The 20,278-nt window shown below is 66.2% G+C and carries 22 protein-coding genes and 2 pseudogenes; 16 read left to right on the top strand and 8 right to left on the bottom strand.

Features of this window, described 5'->3' with window-relative positions:
* The first annotated feature begins 60 nt into the window (after nucleotides 1–60).
* Nucleotides 61–273 carry a hypothetical protein gene (locus DJ69_RS04270; protein WP_099254454.1) on the top strand — a complete coding sequence of 71 codons (213 nt, stop codon included), beginning with the start codon at nucleotides 61–63 and terminating at the stop codon, nucleotides 271–273.
* Here DJ69_RS04270 and icd read toward each other — a convergent pair.
* From icd to DJ69_RS04255, 3 genes are all read right to left on the bottom strand, one after another.
* Nucleotides 270–1,532 carry an isocitrate dehydrogenase (NADP(+)) gene (gene icd / locus DJ69_RS04265; protein WP_099254453.1) on the bottom strand — a complete coding sequence of 421 codons (1,263 nt, stop codon included), beginning with the start codon at nucleotides 1,530–1,532 and terminating at the stop codon, nucleotides 270–272. The genes DJ69_RS04270 and icd overlap by 4 nt on opposite strands.
* Nucleotides 1,533–1,622: 90 nt before the next feature.
* The gene (locus DJ69_RS04260) at nucleotides 1,623–2,561 is read right to left on the bottom strand and encodes a glycosyltransferase (RefSeq protein WP_099254452.1); all 939 of its coding nucleotides are present in this window, start codon (nucleotides 2,559–2,561) and stop codon (nucleotides 1,623–1,625) included.
* Between the two features lie 106 nt (nucleotides 2,562–2,667).
* Nucleotides 2,668–4,305, bottom strand: coding sequence for a hypothetical protein (locus DJ69_RS04255; RefSeq protein WP_099254451.1), 1,638 nt, complete (start codon nucleotides 4,303–4,305; stop codon nucleotides 2,668–2,670).
* A gap of 116 nt (nucleotides 4,306–4,421) precedes the next feature.
* On the opposite strand from DJ69_RS04255, the gene DJ69_RS04250 reads away from it, so the two are divergent.
* A complete protein-coding gene (locus DJ69_RS04250) occupies nucleotides 4,422–5,354 on the top strand; it encodes an isoaspartyl peptidase/L-asparaginase (protein WP_099254450.1) in 933 nt (310 codons plus the stop codon).
* A 120-nt stretch (nucleotides 5,355–5,474) separates the two neighbouring features.
* Here DJ69_RS04250 and DJ69_RS04245 read toward each other — a convergent pair whose 3' ends face one another.
* Both DJ69_RS04245 and DJ69_RS04240 read right to left on the bottom strand, forming a co-directional pair.
* On the bottom strand, nucleotides 5,475–6,125 hold the full coding sequence (locus tag DJ69_RS04245) for a potassium channel family protein (RefSeq protein ID WP_099254449.1): 651 nt from the start codon (nucleotides 6,123–6,125) through the stop codon (nucleotides 5,475–5,477).
* Between the two features lie 3 nt (nucleotides 6,126–6,128).
* Nucleotides 6,129–7,592 (bottom strand): APC family permease, encoded by a 1,464-nt coding sequence (locus tag DJ69_RS04240; RefSeq protein ID WP_099254448.1) that lies wholly within the window; start codon nucleotides 7,590–7,592, stop codon nucleotides 6,129–6,131.
* 136 nt (nucleotides 7,593–7,728) lie between these two features.
* Here DJ69_RS04240 and cofD point away from each other — a divergent pair, with 136 nt between their 5' ends.
* The 11 genes and pseudogenes from cofD (at nucleotide 7,729) to DJ69_RS17755 (ending at nucleotide 17,101) form a co-directional block, all read left to right on the top strand.
* The gene (cofD, locus tag DJ69_RS04235; protein ID WP_099254447.1) at nucleotides 7,729–8,763 is read left to right on the top strand and encodes a 2-phospho-L-lactate transferase; all 1,035 of its coding nucleotides are present in this window, start codon (nucleotides 7,729–7,731) and stop codon (nucleotides 8,761–8,763) included.
* Nucleotides 8,760–9,590 (top strand): tRNA-dihydrouridine synthase, encoded by an 831-nt coding sequence (locus DJ69_RS04230; protein ID WP_099254446.1) that lies wholly within the window; start codon nucleotides 8,760–8,762, stop codon nucleotides 9,588–9,590. The genes cofD and DJ69_RS04230 overlap by 4 nt, the downstream gene beginning before the upstream one ends.
* Complete coding sequence (locus DJ69_RS04225; protein ID WP_099254445.1) at nucleotides 9,587–10,555, top strand: triphosphoribosyl-dephospho-CoA synthase; 969 nt, start codon at nucleotides 9,587–9,589, stop codon at nucleotides 10,553–10,555. Before DJ69_RS04230 ends, DJ69_RS04225 begins: the two co-directional genes overlap by 4 nt.
* Nucleotides 10,552–11,199: a DUF447 domain-containing protein gene (locus tag DJ69_RS04220; RefSeq protein WP_099254444.1), complete on the top strand. Its 648-nt coding sequence runs from the start codon at nucleotides 10,552–10,554 to the stop codon at nucleotides 11,197–11,199. The genes DJ69_RS04225 and DJ69_RS04220 overlap by 4 nt, the downstream gene beginning before the upstream one ends.
* 123 nt (nucleotides 11,200–11,322) lie before the next feature.
* Nucleotides 11,323–11,517: a 30S ribosomal protein S17e gene (locus tag DJ69_RS04215; RefSeq protein ID WP_008007028.1), complete on the top strand. Its 195-nt coding sequence runs from the start codon at nucleotides 11,323–11,325 to the stop codon at nucleotides 11,515–11,517.
* A gap of 133 nt (nucleotides 11,518–11,650) precedes the next feature.
* A pseudogene (locus DJ69_RS04210) lies at nucleotides 11,651–12,525 on the top strand (tripartite tricarboxylate transporter permease); the annotation flags it as partial.
* 56 nt (nucleotides 12,526–12,581) lie between these two features.
* Nucleotides 12,582–13,154: a hypothetical protein gene (locus DJ69_RS17770; protein ID WP_144050384.1), complete on the top strand. Its 573-nt coding sequence runs from the start codon at nucleotides 12,582–12,584 to the stop codon at nucleotides 13,152–13,154.
* 5 nt (nucleotides 13,155–13,159) lie between these two features.
* Nucleotides 13,160–14,179, top strand: coding sequence for a tyrosine-type recombinase/integrase (locus DJ69_RS04205; RefSeq protein ID WP_099254443.1), 1,020 nt, complete (start codon nucleotides 13,160–13,162; stop codon nucleotides 14,177–14,179).
* Between the two features lie 1,773 nt (nucleotides 14,180–15,952).
* Nucleotides 15,953–16,225, top strand: coding sequence for a hypothetical protein (locus tag DJ69_RS17765; RefSeq protein WP_144050383.1), 273 nt, complete (start codon nucleotides 15,953–15,955; stop codon nucleotides 16,223–16,225).
* Nucleotides 16,222–16,419, top strand: a complete 198-nt coding sequence (locus tag DJ69_RS17760) for a hypothetical protein (RefSeq protein ID WP_144050382.1) — start codon at nucleotides 16,222–16,224, stop codon at nucleotides 16,417–16,419. Before DJ69_RS17765 ends, DJ69_RS17760 begins: the two co-directional genes overlap by 4 nt.
* Entirely contained in the window at nucleotides 16,412–17,101 is a 690-nt protein-coding gene (locus DJ69_RS17755) for a hypothetical protein (RefSeq protein ID WP_144050381.1), read from the top strand. Before DJ69_RS17760 ends, DJ69_RS17755 begins: the two co-directional genes overlap by 8 nt.
* A gap of 63 nt (nucleotides 17,102–17,164) precedes the next feature.
* On the opposite strand, the gene DJ69_RS18225 is transcribed toward DJ69_RS17755, so the two are convergent.
* On the bottom strand, nucleotides 17,165–17,614 hold the full coding sequence (locus DJ69_RS18225) for a hypothetical protein (RefSeq protein WP_180271717.1): 450 nt from the start codon (nucleotides 17,612–17,614) through the stop codon (nucleotides 17,165–17,167).
* 44 nt (nucleotides 17,615–17,658) lie between these two features.
* Here DJ69_RS18225 and DJ69_RS04200 point away from each other — a divergent pair.
* From DJ69_RS04200 to DJ69_RS04190, 3 genes and pseudogenes are all read left to right on the top strand, one after another.
* A pseudogene (locus DJ69_RS04200) lies at nucleotides 17,659–18,066 on the top strand (tripartite tricarboxylate transporter permease); the annotation flags it as partial.
* A gap of 83 nt (nucleotides 18,067–18,149) precedes the next feature.
* A complete protein-coding gene (locus DJ69_RS04195) occupies nucleotides 18,150–18,329 on the top strand; it encodes an HVO_2753 family zinc finger protein (protein ID WP_004047107.1) in 180 nt (59 codons plus the stop codon).
* A 2-nt stretch (nucleotides 18,330–18,331) separates the two neighbouring features.
* Nucleotides 18,332–18,598, top strand: a complete 267-nt coding sequence (locus tag DJ69_RS04190; protein ID WP_008007020.1) for an elongation factor 1-beta — start codon at nucleotides 18,332–18,334, stop codon at nucleotides 18,596–18,598.
* A 99-nt stretch (nucleotides 18,599–18,697) separates the two neighbouring features.
* On the opposite strand, the gene DJ69_RS04185 is transcribed toward DJ69_RS04190, so the two are convergent.
* Complete coding sequence (locus DJ69_RS04185) at nucleotides 18,698–19,078, bottom strand: thioredoxin family protein (RefSeq protein WP_099254442.1); 381 nt, start codon at nucleotides 19,076–19,078, stop codon at nucleotides 18,698–18,700.
* Nucleotides 19,079–19,138: 60 nt separating this feature from the next.
* Nucleotides 19,139–20,278, bottom strand: a 1,140-nt coding sequence (locus DJ69_RS04180; protein WP_180271716.1) for a PD-(D/E)XK nuclease family protein, incomplete at its 5' end; no start/stop codon positions are given.

The following is a 20,278-nucleotide window of genomic DNA, read 5'->3' as shown; positions in this document are numbered from 1 at the left end:
CGAAGACAAGTATATATATCTGAGGATATAGTAAAGGAACGTTATCCGATACGCAGGTATATGGTTACAATTCGCACCAATCTCTGGTTTGTAATTTACAACCATTATAAACAATTTCGCTCCGGGGATAGCGCGCTCGACCGAGGCGCGGGCGCCACCGCGGAGAGTGTCCGCGACGCACGGGAAGCGGTCGAGGCCGGAGCGGTGCGCGATGCGATCGACGCGATGTCGACAGAAAGCGAAACGGGCGCGCGGTTCGGCGAGCTCGCTTAAGCGAGCTCGTCGATGTTTTCGACGACGGCGTCGGCGAACTCGCTGGTGGCGAGTTTCTCGCCGCCTTCGATCTGCCGGTGGAGGTCGTAGGTGACCTTCCCCGAGGAGATGGTCTCTTCGACGGCGTCGCGCACGAGGTCCGCGGCGTCGTCCCAGCCGAGGTAGTCGAGCATCTCGCGGCCGGAGAGGATCATCGCGGTGGGGTTCACCTTGTCTTCGCCGGCGTACTTGGGCGCGGAGCCGTGGACGGGTTCGGCGAGACAGCGGCCGTGGCCGCGGTTGATCCCGGGGGCGATGCCGAGGCCGCCGATCTGCGCGCCGGCGGCGTCGGACATGTAGTCACCGTTGAGGTTCATCGTCGCGATGACGGAGTACTCGTCGGTGCGGGTCAGCAGCTGCTGGAGCATGTTGTCCGCGATGCGGTCCTTGACGACGACGGTTCCCTCGGGGCGTTCGCCGTCGTGGTCGTCCCACAGTTCGTCCTCGGTGATGACGTCCTCGCCGTACTCTTCCTCGGCGACCTCGTAGCCCCAGTCGCGGAACGCGCCCTCGGTGAACTTCATGATGTTCCCCTTGTGGACGAGGGTGACCGAGTCGCGGTCGTTGGCGAGCGCGTAGTCGATCGCCTCGCGGATGAGGCGTTTCGATCCGTGCTCGGAGATGGGTTTGACGCCGATCCCGACCGGACCGTCGTGGATGACGTCGGGGACCTCCATATCCTCCTCGAGGAAGTCGCGCACCCGCTCGACCTCGTCGGTGCCGGCTTCCCACTCGATGCCGGCGTACACGTCCTCGGTGTTCTCCCGGAACGTGATCATGTCCATCGCCTCGGGGTTCTTGACGGGCGACGGGACGCCGTCGAGGTGGTAGGTCGGCCGGACGTTCGCGTACATGTCGAGCGTCTTGCGGAGCGCGACGTTCAGCGAGCGGAAGCCGGCGCCGACGGGCGTGGTGAGCGGGCCCTTGATCGCGACGCGGTGGCTTCGGATCGCCGAGACGGTGTCCTCGGGAAGGTTCTCGTCGTACTTCTCGCGGGCGCTCTCGCCGGCGTAGACGCGCATCCACGCGATGGAGCGACCCGTCGCCTCCGCGGCCGCGTCCAGTACCTTCTGGGCGGCCGGCCCGACGTCGGTGCCGATCCCGTCACCGTGAATGATCGGGATGATCGGGTTCTCGGGAACGTTCAGCTCGCCGGTCTCCTCGTCGGCAAGCGTGATCGCCTCACCGTCGTCGGGGACATCGACCTTGTCGTAGCTCATGAACGTTCGTGCGTTGTCGGAGCCGCGTAAAGTGCCTGCCGCTTTGCCGCTGGCCGCCAGATCCCGCGGAATCGGCGGCTGTTGCCGGCGCTACTCGGGGAGCACTTCCACGTCGAACGGCGATCGCCACCGGTACCGCCGCCCGCCCCAGACGAACGTTCGACGCGCGATCGCGTACCCGAGGAAAATCGGCGAGACGAGCACCGACGGTCCGGTGAGCAGGAACGTCGCGCGGCGGATCCCGAACCGTGCGTACACCGCGGCCGACACCGCGGTGACGAGCGTCACGCCGATCACCGGCGCGAACAGACACAGCGCGGCGAACGCGGTCGCGAACGCGACGTCGAACGCGGCCGCGCGGGGAGCGTGGAACCGCATGATGCGGAAGAACCGAACGAACCGCTCCAGCGAGCCGCGAAGCGACCCGCCGCACGGCACGGTCCGCGTCCGGTCCGCGGCCGTTACGTCGACGTACTCGGAGAGGGTCCCGTCGTCGCTGACGGTCCGGCGGAGGTCCGCGAGGAACGCGTCTTCGCCGTCTCGGAGGTCGTCGCGCTCGAAGATGACCGCGCCGCCCCAGGCGATCCCGCCGGCGAACACCGCGGCGGTCCCGCCGATCGCGTACGCGGGCTCGAACAGGCGAGCGAGGGGGTCCTCCCCGACGAAGACCGGTATCTCGGTCGTCGGTCCCTGTCGCTCGTAGTCGGCGTTGAGCGTCGCGAGCCAGTCGTCCGGGTGCGCGAAGTCGTCGTCGGTCCAGAGGAGTCGGTCGCGGTCGGCCGCCTCCATCCCCGCGGCGATGGCGTTCGCCTTGCCGGAGCACCCCTCGGGCTCGCCGGCGAGGAGGATCCGGACGCCGTCCGGCGTCGTTCCTCGGCGGTCGGCGACGGGGTCGGCGTCGGTGTCGCAGATCACGAGCAGTTCGTCGCGGTCGCCGAGCTGCGCGGCCACCTCCTCGCAGGCGTCGGTCCAGCGCACGGTGGGGAGGAGGACGGAGGTCGGCGCGTGGTCCTGATCCGTGCTCGTCACGCCGACCGCTTCGCGCGGGGGACGTATAAGTGGTAACTGCTCGACCCGTCGCCTGCGCGCCGAGAACCCCGTACCGCGTTCCCACCGAGAACCGCGCGCCTCGATCTCACCGGCACTCGCGCGAGCCGAGCTCGACGACCCGCGTGTCGCCGCTCCCGACGGCGACCTCGACCGACGAGACCGTCACCGACTCCGCCTCCGCGCCGGAGAGTCCCGCGGCGCGGTCACAGAGGCGTGCGAGCGTCGCGTCGACGCGGTCGGCGTCGGCGGCCGACAGCAGCGAGAAGTGCTTCCGCCAGCGAGCGGTGGGGTATCCCCGCGCGTCCGACGGGGGGCGGTCGGTCGCCACGGGGTCGCCGTACAGCGCGTCGATCCGGTCGCCGTCGGCGGTCGTCGCCGTCGCGAGCACGAGGTCGTCGGTCGACGGCGGCTCCGGCGCGAACATGTCCCAGTCGCTCTCGGTCGGGTCGGACACCGCCGCGACGGAGTCGGGCGCGCCGACGACCCCGAGCCCCATGACGGTCCACGCCAACAGCGAGACGAGGAGGAGCGCCGCGACGGCGTCGGCGACGCGACCGCGGGTCGCCCGTCCGAGGCCGAGGCCGGAAATCCGACCTGTGGCGACCGATCCACCGCCCAGCGAGCTGAGGAGCCGCTCGGCCGCCGACCGGGAGGGCCGGACCGCCGGGGCGACCAGCGACTCGATCCGGTCCCAGACGAACGGCGGCAGGAAGGGGAGCAGCGCGGTCGCCGACACGGCGGCGAAGACGCCGATCTGCAGCGTGAGGGCCATCGAGAGGTGGGCAGCGATCAGGGTTCCGGCGAGGGCGGCCCGGATGCGACCGGCGGCCGCGACGAGCAGCGGTGACGCGACGAGCAGCGCGAGCCAGCCGTACGTGGCGGCCGTGAGCAGCTCCGGGCTCTCGGGCACCGCCCCCCCGAGCGGGCCGTGGAGGTACGTGAGTCGGAAGACGGTCTCGACCGCCTCGCCCGCGGGCCACGCCTCGCCCCGGAGCTTCACGACCGCGTTCGAGACGTAGACCGCGAGGACGACGGCGAACAGGAGCGCCGATCGGGGACCGGCGAATCGGCCGTCCGGGGTCGGTGAGCGAGTCCCCGGAGCGTCCCCCCGTCGCCGAACCGCGTCCACCGACCACCGCGCGCCGAGCGGGCACAGCAGTCCGGCTCCGAGCAGCTGCCAGAGCAGCGTGTCGCCGGCGTTGAGCACGAACGGGTTCCGGGCCTGCAGCGACGCGAGCAGGGCCAGCGAGACCGCGGCCGCGATCCGGGTTCGGTAGCCGACCGCGAGGGCGACCGCGGCGACCGCGGCGGCGAGGAACAGCAGGCCGGCGACCTGCGCCTCGCCGGAGAGGGCGTACAGCGAGACGCGCGCGAGTGGGTACGCCTCCGCGAGCAGCGGTCGGGGAAGGACGCCGGCGTCGGTGTAGAAGGCCGTCAGGTTCCGGGCGCGCAGGGCGAGGTCGACGAGGAGGACGGCGGCGAGCGCGATCCGGAACGCCGCGAGCGCGCGCACGTCGATTCCGAGCCGGCGCCGGAGTGCGGCGCGGAGGCGGTCGGAGGGCGGGGGGTCAGCAGGCGGGGGGTCAGCAGGCGGGGGGTCGTCCGGTGACCCCGACGCCTCGGACGGGGAGCTGGTGGCGTCGCCGGCGCTCTCGGCGGTGTCGCCGACGCTCCAGGCGTCGTCATCGCCGGATCCGGCGCGGGCGTCTCGGTGGTCGGCCACGATGGTGACGACTCTCCGAGGAGGGCGAATAGGTCTTACGGGGGCGAACGGACCGGAAGCCGGGGCGGTCCCAGCGCGTCCCGGGCGCTTATCCGGGCGCCGCGAGACGCCGGGGTATGCGCGTCATCGCTCACGGCGGCGCCGGGGGATCCCCGGACGAACCGGCTGCCAGACAGGAGACGCTCGACGAGGCGACACGCCGCGGGGCCGACGCCGAGACGCCCCTCGACGCGGTCGAGGCGGCGCTCGGCGTCCTCGAATCGGACCCGCGGTTCAACGCCGGCGTCGGCGGCGCGGTCCAGTCCGACGGCGTCGTCCGCACCGACGCGGGCGTGATGACATCGGACCGCGAGATCGGCGCGGCCTGCTCGATGCCGGGCGTCGAGCACGCGGCGAGCGTCGCCCGCGTCGTCCACGCGGAGACTCCGCACGTCTTCGTCTCCGGGGAGCACGCGGTCGCCCTCGCCGACGAGTTCGGGATCGAGACCGGCACCGATCTGCTCACCGACGAGACGCGCGAGCGGTACGAGGCCGAGGACCCGCCGCGAGGCGGCCCCCGCGAGCACCTCGACTGGCTCGCGACGCGGTTCGGATCCGGCGAGGATCAGGCGGGGGGCCGCGACGACCGATCGGACGGAGACGGGGAGCGCGGCGCTCCGGACCACGACACGGTCGGCGCGGTCGCGACCGACGGCGAGACGGTCGCCGCGGCGACCTCCACGGGCGGTCGGTCGTTCGCGCTCGCGGGGCGCGTCGGCGACGTGCCGCAGGTCGGGTCGGGCTTCTTCTGTACCGAGGCGGGCGGCGCGAGCGCGACCGGGGCCGGGGAGGATATCGCGCGCGTGACGCTCTCGCGGCGCGCGGTGGAGGCCCTCGACGACGGACTCGACGCGCAGGCGGCCGCCGACCGGGCGATCGACGAGTTCGAGGCGATCACCGGGTCCGGCGCGGGCGTCATCGTTCTCGCCCCGGACGCGGCGGGCGGGGGCGCCGCGGGGAGCGCGTTCAACACCGCGGGGATGCAGACGAGCGTCGCGCTCGACGAGTGAGGCGTGACGGTCAGCAAGTGAGGCGGGACCGTCGGCGAGTGAGGCGGGACGGTCAGCAAGTGAGGCGGGACCGTCGACGAGTGAGGCGGGGGAGTCACCGAGCCGGCCCGGCGCCGACGCCTACCCCCGGAAGAGGTTCAGCACCTCGTCCACGACCGACGGCTCCACGGCGACGAGGTACGACTCGCCGGGGTGGAGCACCGTGTCTGGGCCGGCGAGGGTGTCGCCGGCGGCGTCGGAGACGATCAGGCTCCCGCGAGGCAGCGACACCTCCTCGAGCGATCGGTCGGCGACCGGAGCGTGCTCGGCGACGTGGAGTTCGAGGATGTCGAGGGTGCCGGTGACGTCCTCTAAGGTGTTCACGTCGGGTTCGATGGCGTTGACCGCCGCCCGCGCGCCGGCGCGCTCGGGGAATATCACCTCGTCGACGAAGCGGTCGAACTCCGTGCCGGGTTCGTCCTCGGTCCGGACGACGGTCTGGGTGTCCGGGGCCAGTTCGCGGGTCAGCAGGCAGACTGCGAGGTTCGTTCCGCTTTGGCTCGTCAGCGCGGCGACGACGTCCGCGCGCTCTAACCCCGCCTGCTCGAGGACGCCCGGTCGCGTAGCGTCGCCCTCGATCACCGTGGCGACGTAGTCGCCGCTGAGCGTTGCCGCCTGCTCCGGGTCCCGTTCGATGACGGTCACGTCGTGGCCCCTGTCGTCGAGGATGTGGGCGACTCGCTTCCCGACGCGGCCGCCGCCCGCGATGACGATCCGGAAGTTCCCGTCCATGGATCAGTCGACGCCGCCCTCCGCATTAGAACTGTCCGTGGATTCCGCGGGCGACCCCCTCCGGCGGAGCCGCAGGGCGTAGTACGCGAGGCCCCCAGCGAGGATCCAGCCGACGCTCAGCGCCAGCGCGAGGGGGTCGGTGCGGACCAGATACACCACGAGGACGACGGTGAGGAGGCTGTTCAGTACGATCCCCAACACGGGCGGGATCGGGTAGTATGGCATCTCGTACGGGCGCCGCATGTTCGGTCGCTCACGGCGGAGCTTGATCACGGCCGCGTTCACGATGATGAACGAGAGGAGGAAGAAGAGACTGGACATGTTGCCCGCGCTCTCGGTCGGCAGGGCGACCGACCCGAGCATCACGACCGCGCTGACGAGGATGGCGAGGAACGGGGTGCCGTACCGGTGGTGGATGCGTCCGAGCCGCGGGAGGAGCTGTCCCTCCCGCCCCATCGAGAACGCGACCCGCGAGGAGGCGATGACGACCGCGTTCAGCGCCGTGAGCGTCGAGAAGACCGCACCGAACACGATGAGTGCGCCGCCGTTGCGGATGATCGGGAGCCCCGTGGGCATGAACGAGGTGGCGGCCTGGGCGATGCCCGCCTCGCCCGCGGCCGCGAGCCCCTCGGCGCCGAGGGTGCCGATGGCGACGACGACCACGAGCGCGTAGACGACGACCGTGGCGCCGAGGCTGTAGAAGATCGCCCGCGGGATGTTCTCGCGGGGGTTCTCGACCTCCTCGGTGACGGTGGTGATGAGGTCGTACCCCTCGAAGGCGATGAACGTCAGCCCCATCGCCGGGAGGATCGAGAAGGGCGAGTTCCCCGCGGGAAACAGCGGATCGAACTGCTGGAACGTGAAGCTGGTCTCGCCGCCGCCCCCGGCCGAGAGGAATCCGAAGGCGACGAACACCACGAGAATGGCGATCTTGACGGCGGTGAACACGGTCTCGGCGCTGCCGCTCGCGGCCGTCGAGAGCGCGTTGACGGTCACGAGGAGGGCGACGGCGGCGAGCGCGAGCCCGACGGCGGCCGGAACCGACACCGGCAGTATCGGTACCGCGATGGCGCCGACCTCCCCCGGGGCGGCGGTGAGCCCGTAGACGTGTAACAGCTCTAGGAAGTTCGGCGCGAACCCGAGCGCGTAGAGGCCGCCCGCGATCATGTAGGCGAACCAGAGCATCCACCCCATCAGAAACGAGGGGAGGTCGTCGAACGTCTCCCGGACGAAGGCGTACCCGCCGCCAGATTTCGGGATCGAGGCGGCGAGCTCGGCGTACGACAAGCCGGTGAACGCCGTTACGACGCCGTTGAACAGGAAGACGAATATCGCGGCCGGCCCGGCGATGTCGGCCGCGAGCCCCGTCAACACGAAGATTCCGGCGCCGATCATCGCCCCCATCCCAATCATTGTCGCGTCCAGCAGCCCGAGTTCGGCGGCTGGCGCGCGCTCACCGGCGCTCATCGTCGCGAACGACCGGTTCCACGGGATTAGTTGTTTGGCCATCGAGCCGAGGCGAGCCGCTCGGCGGCGGCGCGTCCGCCCGCCGGCGGCGACCGCGGAGGCGAGGATACAAACCCGCCCGCCGCGTTGCCCGCGTATGGTTACGTTTCTCGCCGGGGGCACGGGGACGCCGAAACTCCTCGACGGGGCGGCCCGCGTGTGGGACCCCGTCGAGACCGCGGTCGTCGCCAACACGGGCGACGACGTCGAGCTCGGCGGTCACCTCGTCTGCCCCGACGTCGACACCGTGCTGTTCGCTGGCGGCGGCGTCCTCGACCGCGAGACGTGGTGGGGCATCGCTGACGACACGACGGCGACCCACGAGGAGCTCCGCCGGCTCGCAGACGCCGCCGAGCTCGGATCGGGCCCCAGATACCTCGGCGACGAAGCGCAGACGGCGGGTCGAGATATCGCCCGCTGGCGGCGTTTCTCGGGCGTCGGCGAGTTCATGGAGATCGGCGACCGCGACCGCGCGGTCCACGTCACGCGCACGAGCCTGCTCGACGAGGGGCGCACGCTCACCGAGGCGGTCGGGAGCCTCGCGGACGCCTTCGACCTCGAGGTCGACCTCCTCCCGATGTCCGACGACCCGGTCGCGACGCTGATCCACACCGAGGCGGGCGAGACGATCCACTTCCAGGAGTACTGGGTCGCGCGGCGCGCCGACCCGGCAGTCGCGGACGTGGAGTTCCGAGGCGCCGCGGACGCGGAGCCGACCGCCGCCGTCGAGGAGGCCCTCGCCGACCCCGTGGTGATCGGCCCCTCGAACCCCGTGACGAGCGTCGGGCCGATGCTCGCCCTGCCGGGCGTCGAGGCGGCGCTGTCGGCGACCCCGGTCGTCGCCGTCTCGCCGTTCGTCGGGGAGGAGGTGTTCTCCGGGCCCGCCGCCGACCTGATGGCTGGCGTCGGGCGCGACCCCTCGACGGCGGGCGTCGCCGACGCGTACCCGTTCGCGGACGCGTTCGTCCTCGACGAGGACGATCCGACCGATCTCCCCGACCGTCACGTCGAGCGCACCGACACCCGCATCGACGACGCGGACGACGCCGAGCGCGTGTCCCGAGCGTGCGAGCGCGCGCTGGCGGCGGTGGGAGGCGGGGAGGCGGGATCGGACGCGGAGGTGGCGGAGTGACGGCGACCGAGGCCGACGGCCCGTCCCCGTTCCTCGTCGCGGCCAGCCTCAGCGGCGCGGCCGACGCCGACTGGGCCCGGGCCGCGGCCCCGCACGTCGACGCCGCGGTTCTCGGGGGGATCGCGCTCGACCCGGCCAGCCGAGCCGCAGCGCGCGATCTCGTCGCGCGCGACCGCTCGGAGTTCCTCCCCGCGGACCCGCTCGCGTGGATCCGTCGCCAGTTCGACCGGCTCGCCGACGCCCCGCTCCGCCCCGGCGCCAACGTCCGGAGCGCGACCGTCGGTCCCGTGCGCGAGGCGGCGGCGATCTGCGCCGAGCGCGACGCGGTCTGCGAGGTGAACGCCCACTGCCGACAGCCCGAACTGCGCGCGGTCGGCTGCGGCGAGTCGCTCCTTCGAGATCCGGCCCGGCTGGCCGCGTACGTGACCGCCGCCGCCGAGACCGGGGCGACGACGAGCGTGAAAGTCCGCGCCGAGGTCCCGGGCGTCGACCTCGGCGCCGTCGCGGACGCGGTCGCGGACGCGGGCGCCGACTGGCTCCACGTCGACGCCATGGACTCCGAGGCGGCAATCGACGAGCTGACCGCCGATCGGACGGCCGGCGCGACGAGTCGCCCCCGCGACGACCTCACCGTGATCGCCAACAACGGCGTCCGAGGCCGGGAGACCGTCGCGGAGTACGCCGCGTACGGCGCGGACGCCGTGAGCGTCGGGCGACCGAGCGAACGCCCCCCGGCGCTCTCTCGGGTCGCCGACGCGGTGGCGGCGTGGGGGGAGGGAGAGCTGCTCGATGACCCCCCGACGACCCCGGCGGAGGCGCCGCCGTGACATCGACGCCCGTCGACGACGCGACGCTCGCGCTTCTGCTGGAGGTGGCCGGGACGCCGAAGCCCGGGAACGTCGACCGACGTCGGGACCTCGACGACCTCCGGTTCGAGGCGTTTCTCGGCGGGGCGGTCGGGGCCCGACGGGGGCTCGAGCTGGCCGCGGACGAGGAGGCCGAGATCGGTCGCGCCTTCGAGCGCGGCGTCGCGGGGATGGCGGCGCGGGCCGGAACGAACACCCAGTTCGGCTGTCTCCTCCTGCTCGTTCCGCTGGTGCGGGCGACCGTCGCGGAGGGCGAGGCCGGCGGGGCCCTCTCGCCCGCCGGCGTCGATCGGGTGACCCGAGCGGCGACCGTCGACGACGCGGTCTCGTTCTACCGCGCGTTCGAGCACGTCGACGTGGCGGTGGCCGACCCGCCGACCGACGCCGCCGCCCTCGACGTGCGGCGCGGGAGCGACGCGGCCCCCGCGCTCAGAGAGCGGGACGCGACCCTCCGGGACGTGATGGCCCTCTCCGCGGATCCGGCCGGTTCCGGTGGCTCGGACGACACCGAGCGGGTCCCCGACCGCAACGCGCAGGAGTGGGTCGAGGGGTTCCCGCGGACGTTCCGCGCGGCCGAGTGGATCCGGGGCGACGAGGGACCGCTGACCGACCGCGCGGCGAGAGCGTTTCTCGGTCTGCTCGCGGGCGAGCCGGACACCCTGGTCGCGGCGAACCACGGCCCGGAGACGGCCCGCGAGGTCAGCGATCGGGTGGCCGCGCTGCTCGGCCGGGATGGCGCGGATTCCGACGGGAGCACCGCTGGCAGCGGCGTCGACGCCGCGGCGGTCCACGGCGCCGACCTCGAGGCCGCGGAGGAGCTGGCGGCCGCGTTCGCCGACGAGGGGGTCAACCCCGGGACGACCGCGGACATCACCTGCGCGGCGCTGTACGTCGCGCTCCGGCGCGGCGCGGAGGTGGCGCCGTGAGCGGGAGCGACACCAACCACACCGACGCCGTCACACCGCACGGCTGGCCGGTCGCCCTCCGCGGCGTCACCGAGTCGGTCGTGACGACGCTCGGACCGAACGACCGGTGGAACGTCGCGGCGCTCGGGCTCCACGCTCCCGACGGCCCCGACGACCCCGTCACCGCGCGGACGTACGGTCGCACCCGAACGTGGCGGAACTTCGCGGAGCGCGGCGGCGGAGTCGTGCAGTTCACGGCGGATCCGCGGACCTTCGTCGACGCCGCGCTGACGGTCCGCGAGGCCGACGACCCGGTCCTCCCGACCGCCGACGCGTGGGTCGAGGTGACCGCCGAGGAGGTCGGGAGCGAGGTCGAGGGCGACACGACGATCCGGACGTGGGCGCTCGATCCGGTGGAAAGCGCGGTCGTGAGCGAGCGCGTGCCGACGGTGAACCGCGGGTTCGGCGCGGTCGTCGACGCGACGGTGGCCGCCTCGCGCCTCGACGTGCCCGGGTTCGACACGGCGGAGCTGCTCGACCGACTGCGGTACTTCGCCGACGTGGTCGAGCGGTGCGGCGGCCCGGCGGAGCGCGAGGCGTTCGCCAGAATCGACGAGGCGACCGGGTGGCGGGAGCAGGCGGAGGCGCGGGCCGGTGAGGAGTAACCGACGGCGAGACGCAACCGGCGATGAGGGGAACCGATCGAGGCGTCGATGGGCACGAGCGCGCCTGCGGCCCGCTCGCGGCGTAACGAACCCTTTTAGTTCGGGCCGGCGGTATCGCTCGGTATGGCCATCAAACCCAAGTACATCAAGCAGCTCGGGAACGTCCTGCTCGAACGGTATCCCGACTCGTTCAACACGGACTTCGAGACGAACAAGGAGAGCGTCACCGCGCTGACGACCGTCGAGTCGAAGGGCGTCCGCAACCGGATCGCCGGCTACGTCACCCAGAAGAAGGCGCAGGCGGCCCAGAAGGCGTAACGGATTCGAGTTCTCGCCGGGTCGTTCCGCCACCGCTGAGCCGCGGCGTCGCACGTAATCGCCGCGGCGGCGGCGGTCGAGCGTCTCTCGCGTCCTCCATGTTTATCCCGGAAGCCGAGGCCACCTCGGCGCGATGGACGCACTGGTCCGGCCCGTCGTCGATCCGGGGTTCGCGGCGGCGGCGCTGGCGTTCCTGTGCGGGGGCGTCGCCCTCGGAACCGCGAGCGGGCTCGTCCCGGGACTGCACGCCAACAACTTCGCCCTGTTTCTGGCCGGGATCGCCCCCTCGGTGTCGGCCGACCCGCTGCTCGTCGGCGTCGCGATGCTCGGCGCGGGCGTGGTCCACTCCTTCCTCGACATCGTGCCCGCGCTCGCGCTCGGCGTCCCCGACGCGGCCACGGCGGTCGCCGCGCTGCCGGGCCATCGGCTCGTGGTGGCCGGCCGCGGTCGGGAGGCGGTTCGGCTGTCCGCCGTCGGGTCGGGGCTGGCGGTCGCGCTCGCGGTCCCGCTGGCGCTCCCGATCACCTGGGGCATGATGCGCGGCTACCCCGTCGTCAGGGACCACCTCCCGCTGATTCTGGGCGTCGTCGTCGCCTTCCTCGTGTTCACGGAGTCCTCGAAGCGGGCCGCGCTCGGGGGCTCGTCGCCCTCCTCGCGAGCGCCGCGCTCGGGCTCGCAACGCTCGACGCCGACCCGTCGGCGCCCCTCGACGCCGGCGGGGTCCTCGCGCCGCTTTTCGCCGGCCTGTTCGGCGCACCCGTGCTCGTCGACGCGATGGGCGGCGGGGGCGTCCCGCCGCAGGCCGACGCTCGGATCGCGATGAGCCGCCGCGGGCTCGGGGTCAGCGCCGGCGGCGGGTCCCTCGCGGGCGCGGTCGTCGGCTACGTGCCGGGCGTCTCCGCGGCCATCGCGGCGGTCGCGGCGCTGCCGGCGGTCCCGCGGGACGAGTCGGACCGCGGGTTCGTCGTCGCGACGAGCGGCGCGAACACGGCGAACACGGTGTTCTCTTACTGGCTGGGGGAACAGTGCAAACACTCAAGTACGAGGCTCAGTGACATGGCAGTATGGAACGACCTACAATCGCGTTCCGTGTTGATGAGTCACAAAAAGAACGGTGGGATACGTATGCAGAGGATAATCCCGAATACGACAGTCTGAGTCATTTGCTCCGTGTAGCCGTAGCTCATGAAATGTCGGACCACTACGGACCAGAGGGGCAAGGGGGTGGGGTTGGCAGTCAACAAGTCGGGGAGCTTGTAACGACTGTCGAACAGATGGATTCCAAACTTGAAGACCTTGAGGAACGGCTAGAGAACGCAACACGGGCGATTAATGCGGGTGGAGGTGTGTCTGAATCCACGTTAACAGAGGTATTCAATGCCCTTCCCACGGCTCCCGACCGTGCAACTACGGCAGAGGGTATTGCAGAAGGGCTTGACGTGGATGCTGAAACGACCCGCGTGGCTCTTGACCAATTGTATGAGACGACTGCCGCCGTGGAGAAACGGGAAATACAGCAAGTCGAAGAGGGGGAGGGAACCACGACAATCACGGACCACCAAGGTCGGGAGCTTGAGATTGAAGATACTGGTACTGCGATACGTCGCCGAAACCCTCTGTGGTACAAGAGGGAATAACGCCCATGTCACAAACTACCGATGCAGAACGGGCGATTGACACATACCACCAATACAAGGAGAAACAGTCTGCCAGCACCGCCCGTGAATACCGCCGTCACGTTCGGCGGTTCCGTGATTACCTCGAAGACCATACAGAGGCTACCTTGTGGGATTGTCATAGCGGTCATGCAGAGGATTTCTATCAATGGATGAAAGACGACAAGCAGTATGCACCTTCCTCTGTGCGGGTAGCTCACGCGTCTCTGGGGGATTTCTACAGTACACTAGAGACGTTCGGAACGGACGGAAGACGGGGGTTCCCTGAGGTATCTGTTAGCCAAGATCCTACGGAACACGCAACCCCCGAACGGTTAGACGGTATGCATAAGTCGTCTAAGAAGGACGTGGAAGGGGGTGACAAGCCACTGTCTAGCGAAGAGGTGGCTGAGTTAATTGAGAACGTCCCTACTCCCACCGTTCGGAACGAACTAATCTGCCGTATGCTGTATCAGACTGGTATGAGGCGGTCGGAACTTGTCCGTGTGAAACTCGACCATATCGACCAAGAGCGAAACCATATCGCAGTGTACGGAAAGAAGACGGAAGACCCACGTGACGTATGGTATCAGTCGTCTCTCAATTGGCACTTGAACAGGTGGATTGAGTCGGAACGACCCGCGGTTTTCAATGCAGAGGATTCGGATTATCTGTTCCCAACACGGCGGCAAGAACGTATGGACGAACAGACAGTCACGGACGTAGTAACCACTGCCGCCGAAAATGCATCTTTACAGGAGGTAGTGTATCGAGGAAAGCCACCAGAGGGGGAGGTAGAATCAGACACTGGAAGGGCTATCAATCGAGTCGGAGCGCATACTTTGAGAAAGTCGTTCGGGGTGCATTTCATCAATGACGGCGGCGATATTTCCTTCTTGGCTGATTTGCTCGGACATGACGACATTGAGACGACGAAAGAGAATTACCTGAAATACTCCACCAAGGATCTACAAAACTCGGTTCGCAGACATGGTCCGAGTATCTGAGCCGAATGTTTGACTCATATCTGAAAAATTAAATAATAATTTTTAAATGTGTTGTGTCGGCGGTTCATATATACTGTCTCGAAAAGTCTAGGCACGTCGTCCGTATTGATGCACCCCATATAGCGCAGAAACGTCCCTTTATAAGCATACTATTGTTGACCGGGGAGGGACGTGATACTCAGTCGAAGGTGGAGATTGAACAGCCAAAAAGTAGATACGCATCTACCAAACTTAATTGAATCACCTACAAGCCGTGATTAACTTCATTACACATAATTAATACTGTATCAAAGATTCGGTGGTCCCACATATCTAGATTAATGAGGTTATCTAGGATTGTGGTCCTAGACGGCATATCCGTAAAAAGTTACTCAAGTGCTATTTGTGTACGTCTCATGCACCTGAGGGACCAATAAATTGGAGAATCGCAAAGTACGAAACCCCGTGGAAGGTGGTTCTGGTTGCGTGAAGGGTGGGGGTTTTGTGAATACAAATTTTGCCCCTCTTCTGCGATACTCTCAGGTAACTCAGACTGCCGAATTTGAGGGGGGTGTAGTTTAGAGGAGTAACTGAAAGAATAACTAGTGCGTATATCGGGGTGGTTCTCTGTAGGATCTCGAATTGGCTCAGGTACGTTCGGCGGCTCATGTGTGTTGTTTGCTCAGAGGCGGGGGGCAAACACGAGCCGAGGCCGGTCATGTACGTTGTAGTACAGCATTACAACGTCCGTGGTCTATGTACGTACATAATAAGACAGCATCAGTAGTGGCAGTGTTTTTCCCCCGAAAACGACGGTTTCAGAAATCGATTGTTTTGGTGGGGAGCATGTGGGTAGTTCTCACTATCGGAAATCAGCCACGTATCCCCGACTCATGTGGGTAATGACCGATAATCGGGTATCAGCCACGTATCCTGATTCAAGTTGCTGTCTGTGCGGCGCGTCACGGGCGAGTTTCACAGTTGTCGAAACCTGATTACGACAGTTGGGGAGCATGTGGGTGTATCACACACCCCGAGTATCAGCCACCTGATATTTCCCCCACCTCCCGTATCACCCCTAATCGAATTTCTCCCCCTAATTACATTTCTGCCCTTTATAGGCCTTCTAACCACCTTTCTAACTGCCATACTACAACTGTTCCCACGCAAATGAAGGCTAAAACTATACATAATCTTGTATAACTCGGGTATTTTTGTCGAGCCGATACCCATACACACGCATTACATCACTGCCGATATTGGATAACGACCGTAGAATAGACGAGAGACTGTCTAATATTTTCACTGCCACTACATACATATATGGGGAGGTGGGGAACACGGCGGTGTACTACTCAGGTCAGGTAAAGCGGTTGTCGTCCCTTCTACCGTGTGTTTAGAAGGTTTCAGTCATTGTTGGTTCACCGCCGTGGATAACTGCCTTCTCACTTTATTCATACTATGGTACGTGACAATCGTATTCGACTTTCAGACGACGAGAAACGGGTTTTGGAATTGACACAAGAAACGGTCTATGATGAGAACGTCCCTCTTGGGGTGGTAGTGGCTCGGGCTTGTCGGTCGTTGCTGTCGTCAGATTCGGAGGATGACGACGGGGGTGTAACATGGTAACACGTTCCCGCAAAACGAAGAAGATCCCCATTGATTCGGCTCAGTATCACCGCTTGGTAAATGTGGGTATTGAGATAGGTCACTACGACAGCCAACCGCAAGCACGGCGGGACAATCTGGAGCTAGTGCTTGAGACTGTGCTAGACCACATGGAGAATATCGATGAGTGAGATTACGGTCTTAGAAACACGGATAGACCTTTTCGACCGTGTTGAAGTCGTGAAAGACGGAAAGGTAGACTATGATGGGGAGTATTTAAAGGCCGCTTATAAGGCCGATGCTGAGCCAGACAAGTATGTCGTGGCAAATTTCAACTATAACAATGCGGAACAAACAACCGATGTTACGCTACCCGATGGAAGTATTATTCTCGAAATGTCGGGGGGAAACCTCCGTGCCTTGGTGCCTATCGAGGAATACGGAGGTGGAGAATGAATACTGAAACGTTCGACTTCGAGGAAACGACCGAGGCAAAGCGGTTCACGGTCGTTCTTGATGCAGATTCGGACGTGACTGAGGGGGAGGCTCGTTCTGCTATAGAACGGCTTGTGTCGGACGACAACGCCGATGAGCCAGAGGAAACGAGCGATAGTGAACCACGGAACTACGGGCGGGGATACAATGCTTGAAATTGACACAGAGACGGTTGAAGAGGCGCGGCAGAGGGGTGGGAACGCGGCAGATGACCGCCCTTCACGAATTGACAATACTTTGGTATCTGATACTATTGGCTTTGGGTCGGGAGATCCTCTAGTCGGTTCTAGCTACAACGACTATCCCGACCGTGAAGACCTTGCTAACCCGTCTCAAGGGGAGTTTCTAGAGACACTATTTTCCCATGAATTGGTAGGGTCGTATGCCGATGCTGTAAAGGAAATGACAGGTGCCAGAACGGAGGGTATGATGCGCTCTTGGCTAGACAGTCTAGAGTCGGCGGCAGAGCTTCACGGGTTATCCAGTGAAGACCTATTCGCAGATTCACGGGAGGAACTCGACCGTGAAGGCCTTGTTTCTGAGGTACTTGGATATGAGATAGATGGGTCCATGTTAGACAGTAACAATGTGTTGCTGTTTAGTTCCTTATACTTGGTAGGTTGTAGCACTGAGGAAATTGCAGAGCTACTTGAGATACGGGAGACGGACGTGAAGGACCGTCTCAAGTCCGTAGGGTTGCTTAACGGTCGCACCACGGACGAACAGGAAACTGCCTTCCGTGAAAAGCGAGGGGAGGTGAATCGCCCTAGTGGGGGAGTAAGCGTCAATCACAAGGCCGTATCTGAGTCGGATAGTGTCACGGTCGTAAGCCGCTAGCTCATAGGCGTAATCAGTAGCCGATTTGCGGGAAAGTGCGCGGACGACACTGCTGTAGCGGTGTTATTCGTTCTTAAATTCCGTTCGTAGGTACGACTCTGCAGATTCTATCCACTTATCGCCGTACTTACGTTGATATACCTTAGAGTAGGGTGATATTTCATTTTCTTTGATTATGAATTCGGCGTCGTTCACCCCGTCAGAGACATAGACGACTGGCTCATTATCCTCATTATGTCTTTCAATTGAATGTCTCCAACCAGATTGTTTTGGTATATCTGGTACCTCATTCGTTGAGGAATTACTCCATGAGTTATTCAACGGACGATTTTTAGGATATGGTGTTATCTCCACGCTATATATGACTACAGCAATAATTCCGAAAATTATTGTGAGGAAAGCCCAGAAAAGTTCATTCTTATCACGTCTTTTAGCATCTTGTAGTACATAAAATGGGAGGATCAACCATATCATAACCCCTACTCCCAATATAACTGAAGGTGTAGTAGCCATATTCTAATGTTGTTTGATTGAATACACTTAGTCTAGTTGGGTCGTATTGTTTGCACTGTAGGGCCACCCAAATGGCTAACACGATCTTCGCGCTGTTCGCGCTCGTCGCGCTCGGGACGCCGCGGACGGGCGTGACGGTCGCGATCGACCGCGCCGAAGTCCCCTTCGCGCTCCCGATCCTGCTCGTCGCGGCCGCGACCGCCGCGGCGTGCGGCTTCGCGCTCGTGCTGCTGGTCGGCGACACCTACCTCCGCGTCGTCGGGAACGCCGACTACACGCGGCTCTCAGTCGGCGTACTGGGGTTGCTCGCAGTGATATCGTACGCGTTCGCGGGCGCTTTCGGCGTCGGCGTGTTCGCCCTCGCCGGGACGCTGGGGCTCGTCCCGCCGCGAGTCGGCGCGCGGCGAGTACACCTGATGGGAGTGTTGATCGGGCCGCTCATGCTCGGATGAACCACGGTATCGCGTCGCAATCGGCCGTGCGGGACCGAGGGCAAAGAACAACGGTTAAAAGTCGCGCGGTGGTGGATCACTGTATGAGCGAGAGTGAAACGCAGGGCACCCGGCAGTGTGTCTCCTGTGGCATTCAGGTGGCCGGGATGAACGCTGCGCGGTTCTCCTGCCCCGACTGCGGCGAGACGATCCACCGGTGCGCCAAGTGCCGGAAGCAGAGCAACCTCTACGAGTGTCCCGACTGCGGCTTCCGAGGGCCCTAACAATGGGAGACGTCGCCGCCAAGATCAAGGTCATGCCGAACAGCCCCGACGTGGACCTCGACGACCTGCAGGACCGGCTGGAGGAGTCGCTCCCGCAGGGCGCCAAGATCCGCGGCTTCCAGCGCGACGACGTCGCGTTCGGGCTCGTCGCCCTCCTGCCGACCGTCATCGTCCCCGACGGCGCGGGCGGCACCGAGGCCGTCGAAGAGGCGTTCAACGAGGTCGACGGCGTCGAGTCCGTCGCCGTCGAGAACGTCGGCCGCCTGTAGACGACGCCGATCTCGTCGACGGCGCGAACACACCTTTTCGAAGCGACCGTCCGTGACCGGAGAGCGTCGGCCGTGCGGCCGGCTCAACGGGATGCGGCGTTACGCGACGCGATCCGCGATCCACGCCGTGAGATCGTCTCCCGGGATGAACCCGTCCGCGCGGCGCGCGACCGGCTCGCCGTCGACGAACAGCACGAACAGCGGGACGCTTCGCACGTCGAACCGCTCGACGAGCGGCGGGTCGTCGCGGGGGTTCACCGTGGCGACGGCGACGTCGAGCTCGCGGGCGACGTTTCCGAGGACGGGCTCCATGCTCGCACAGATGCCGCAGCCGTCCGTGTAGAACTCGACCACGGCGGCGTCCGCGTCGGCGACGAAGGCGTCGAGCGCGTCCTCGTCGTCGAGGGGGGTCGGCCGTCGGGGCTCGGCGGAGGCGTCCTCCGCAGACCCCGAGTCCGCCGATCCAGTCTTGGATTCCATACACACTATTGTTGTCGGACGGGCTTAAAGGCTCGCGTCAGCGCCGTGGCCGAGTCTGCCTCACCGATCGAGAAGCCGCCGCAGTCGACGGTGGACGACGTCGACCGGCCACGAGGCCGTCGTCGTCTCGGTCGCGACGCCGAACGTCTCGACGGTCCGGTGAACGGGCGCGTCGGACGCGCCGTGCTGGGCCGCGAGGAACGCGTACGCCGCGATCTGAATCTCGTAGCGTCGCCGGGTTTCGGCGGTCGGCTCGGCTAAGGCGATCTTCACGTCGGTCACGAACCGCTCTCCGGTGGGGTGTTCGACGACGAAATCCGCCCGCCCGTGGATCTCGAACTCCAGACCGCCGACTTCGGCCAGTCCGTCCAGGGGGCGTTCGATCCCGACCTCGGTCGCCGGATCCGCGATCCGGTCCCACAGGTCGGAGCCGACGAAGTCGTCGAGGACGGTCTCGAAGAAGGCGAACATCCCCTCACGCTCGGGCTCGCCGACCGGTGTACGAATCCCGTCAACGGCCTCGTCGAAGGCGGCGCGCACCGCCGGTCCCCCGGCCCGGATGGCCCGTTCGTCCACACCGCGGGCGACCAGTTCCGTGAGCGCGTCGTGGAGACACGTGCCGACCGCTTCGGGACCGAGCCGGTCGAACCGGAGGGGTAGATCGTCGGCGACCGCGTTCGTCGTCGTGTGCAGCGGCTCGCCCAACAGGTGAGCGAGCGCGTACCGGTCCGCGTCCTCCGTCAGCGGGTACATCGTGCTCGGGCTCAGGAACCGCGGGACCCACGGGGCGAGCCGATCGCGGCGCGGCGGGGACCGGGCGACGAGGTCACATCCGGTTCGGGACGGGACGTCGCGTCCGGCGAACAGGTCGACGTCGTTGACGCCGACGTCGATCGCGTTCCGGTTCGGGTCCGCGTCGAGCCGAAGCTCGTAGGAGTCGGTCCCGCCGCGCGGGAACGCCAGCCCCTCGCGGATCGCGTCGAGCCACCGGTCCCGGCTCCGGTCCGCACCCCCGTCCGAGCGGGGAAGGGGAACGACGAGGTGATCCCGGGCGCGCGTCACCGCCACGTACAGCAGCCGCCACGCCTCGGCGCGTTCGTTTGCCGCGACGCGACGGAGCCTGTCGGGCCCGACGAGCGCGTCGCGGTCCGCGAGTCCGGAGTCGGAGTCAGAATCAGATCCGGAGCCGGACGCGGATTC

This window comes from Halorubrum persicum (assembly GCF_002727125.1).
Lineage (GTDB): Archaea > Halobacteriota > Halobacteria > Halobacteriales > Haloferacaceae > Halorubrum > Halorubrum persicum.
This window is presented reverse-complemented; position numbering and strand designations above follow the sequence as displayed.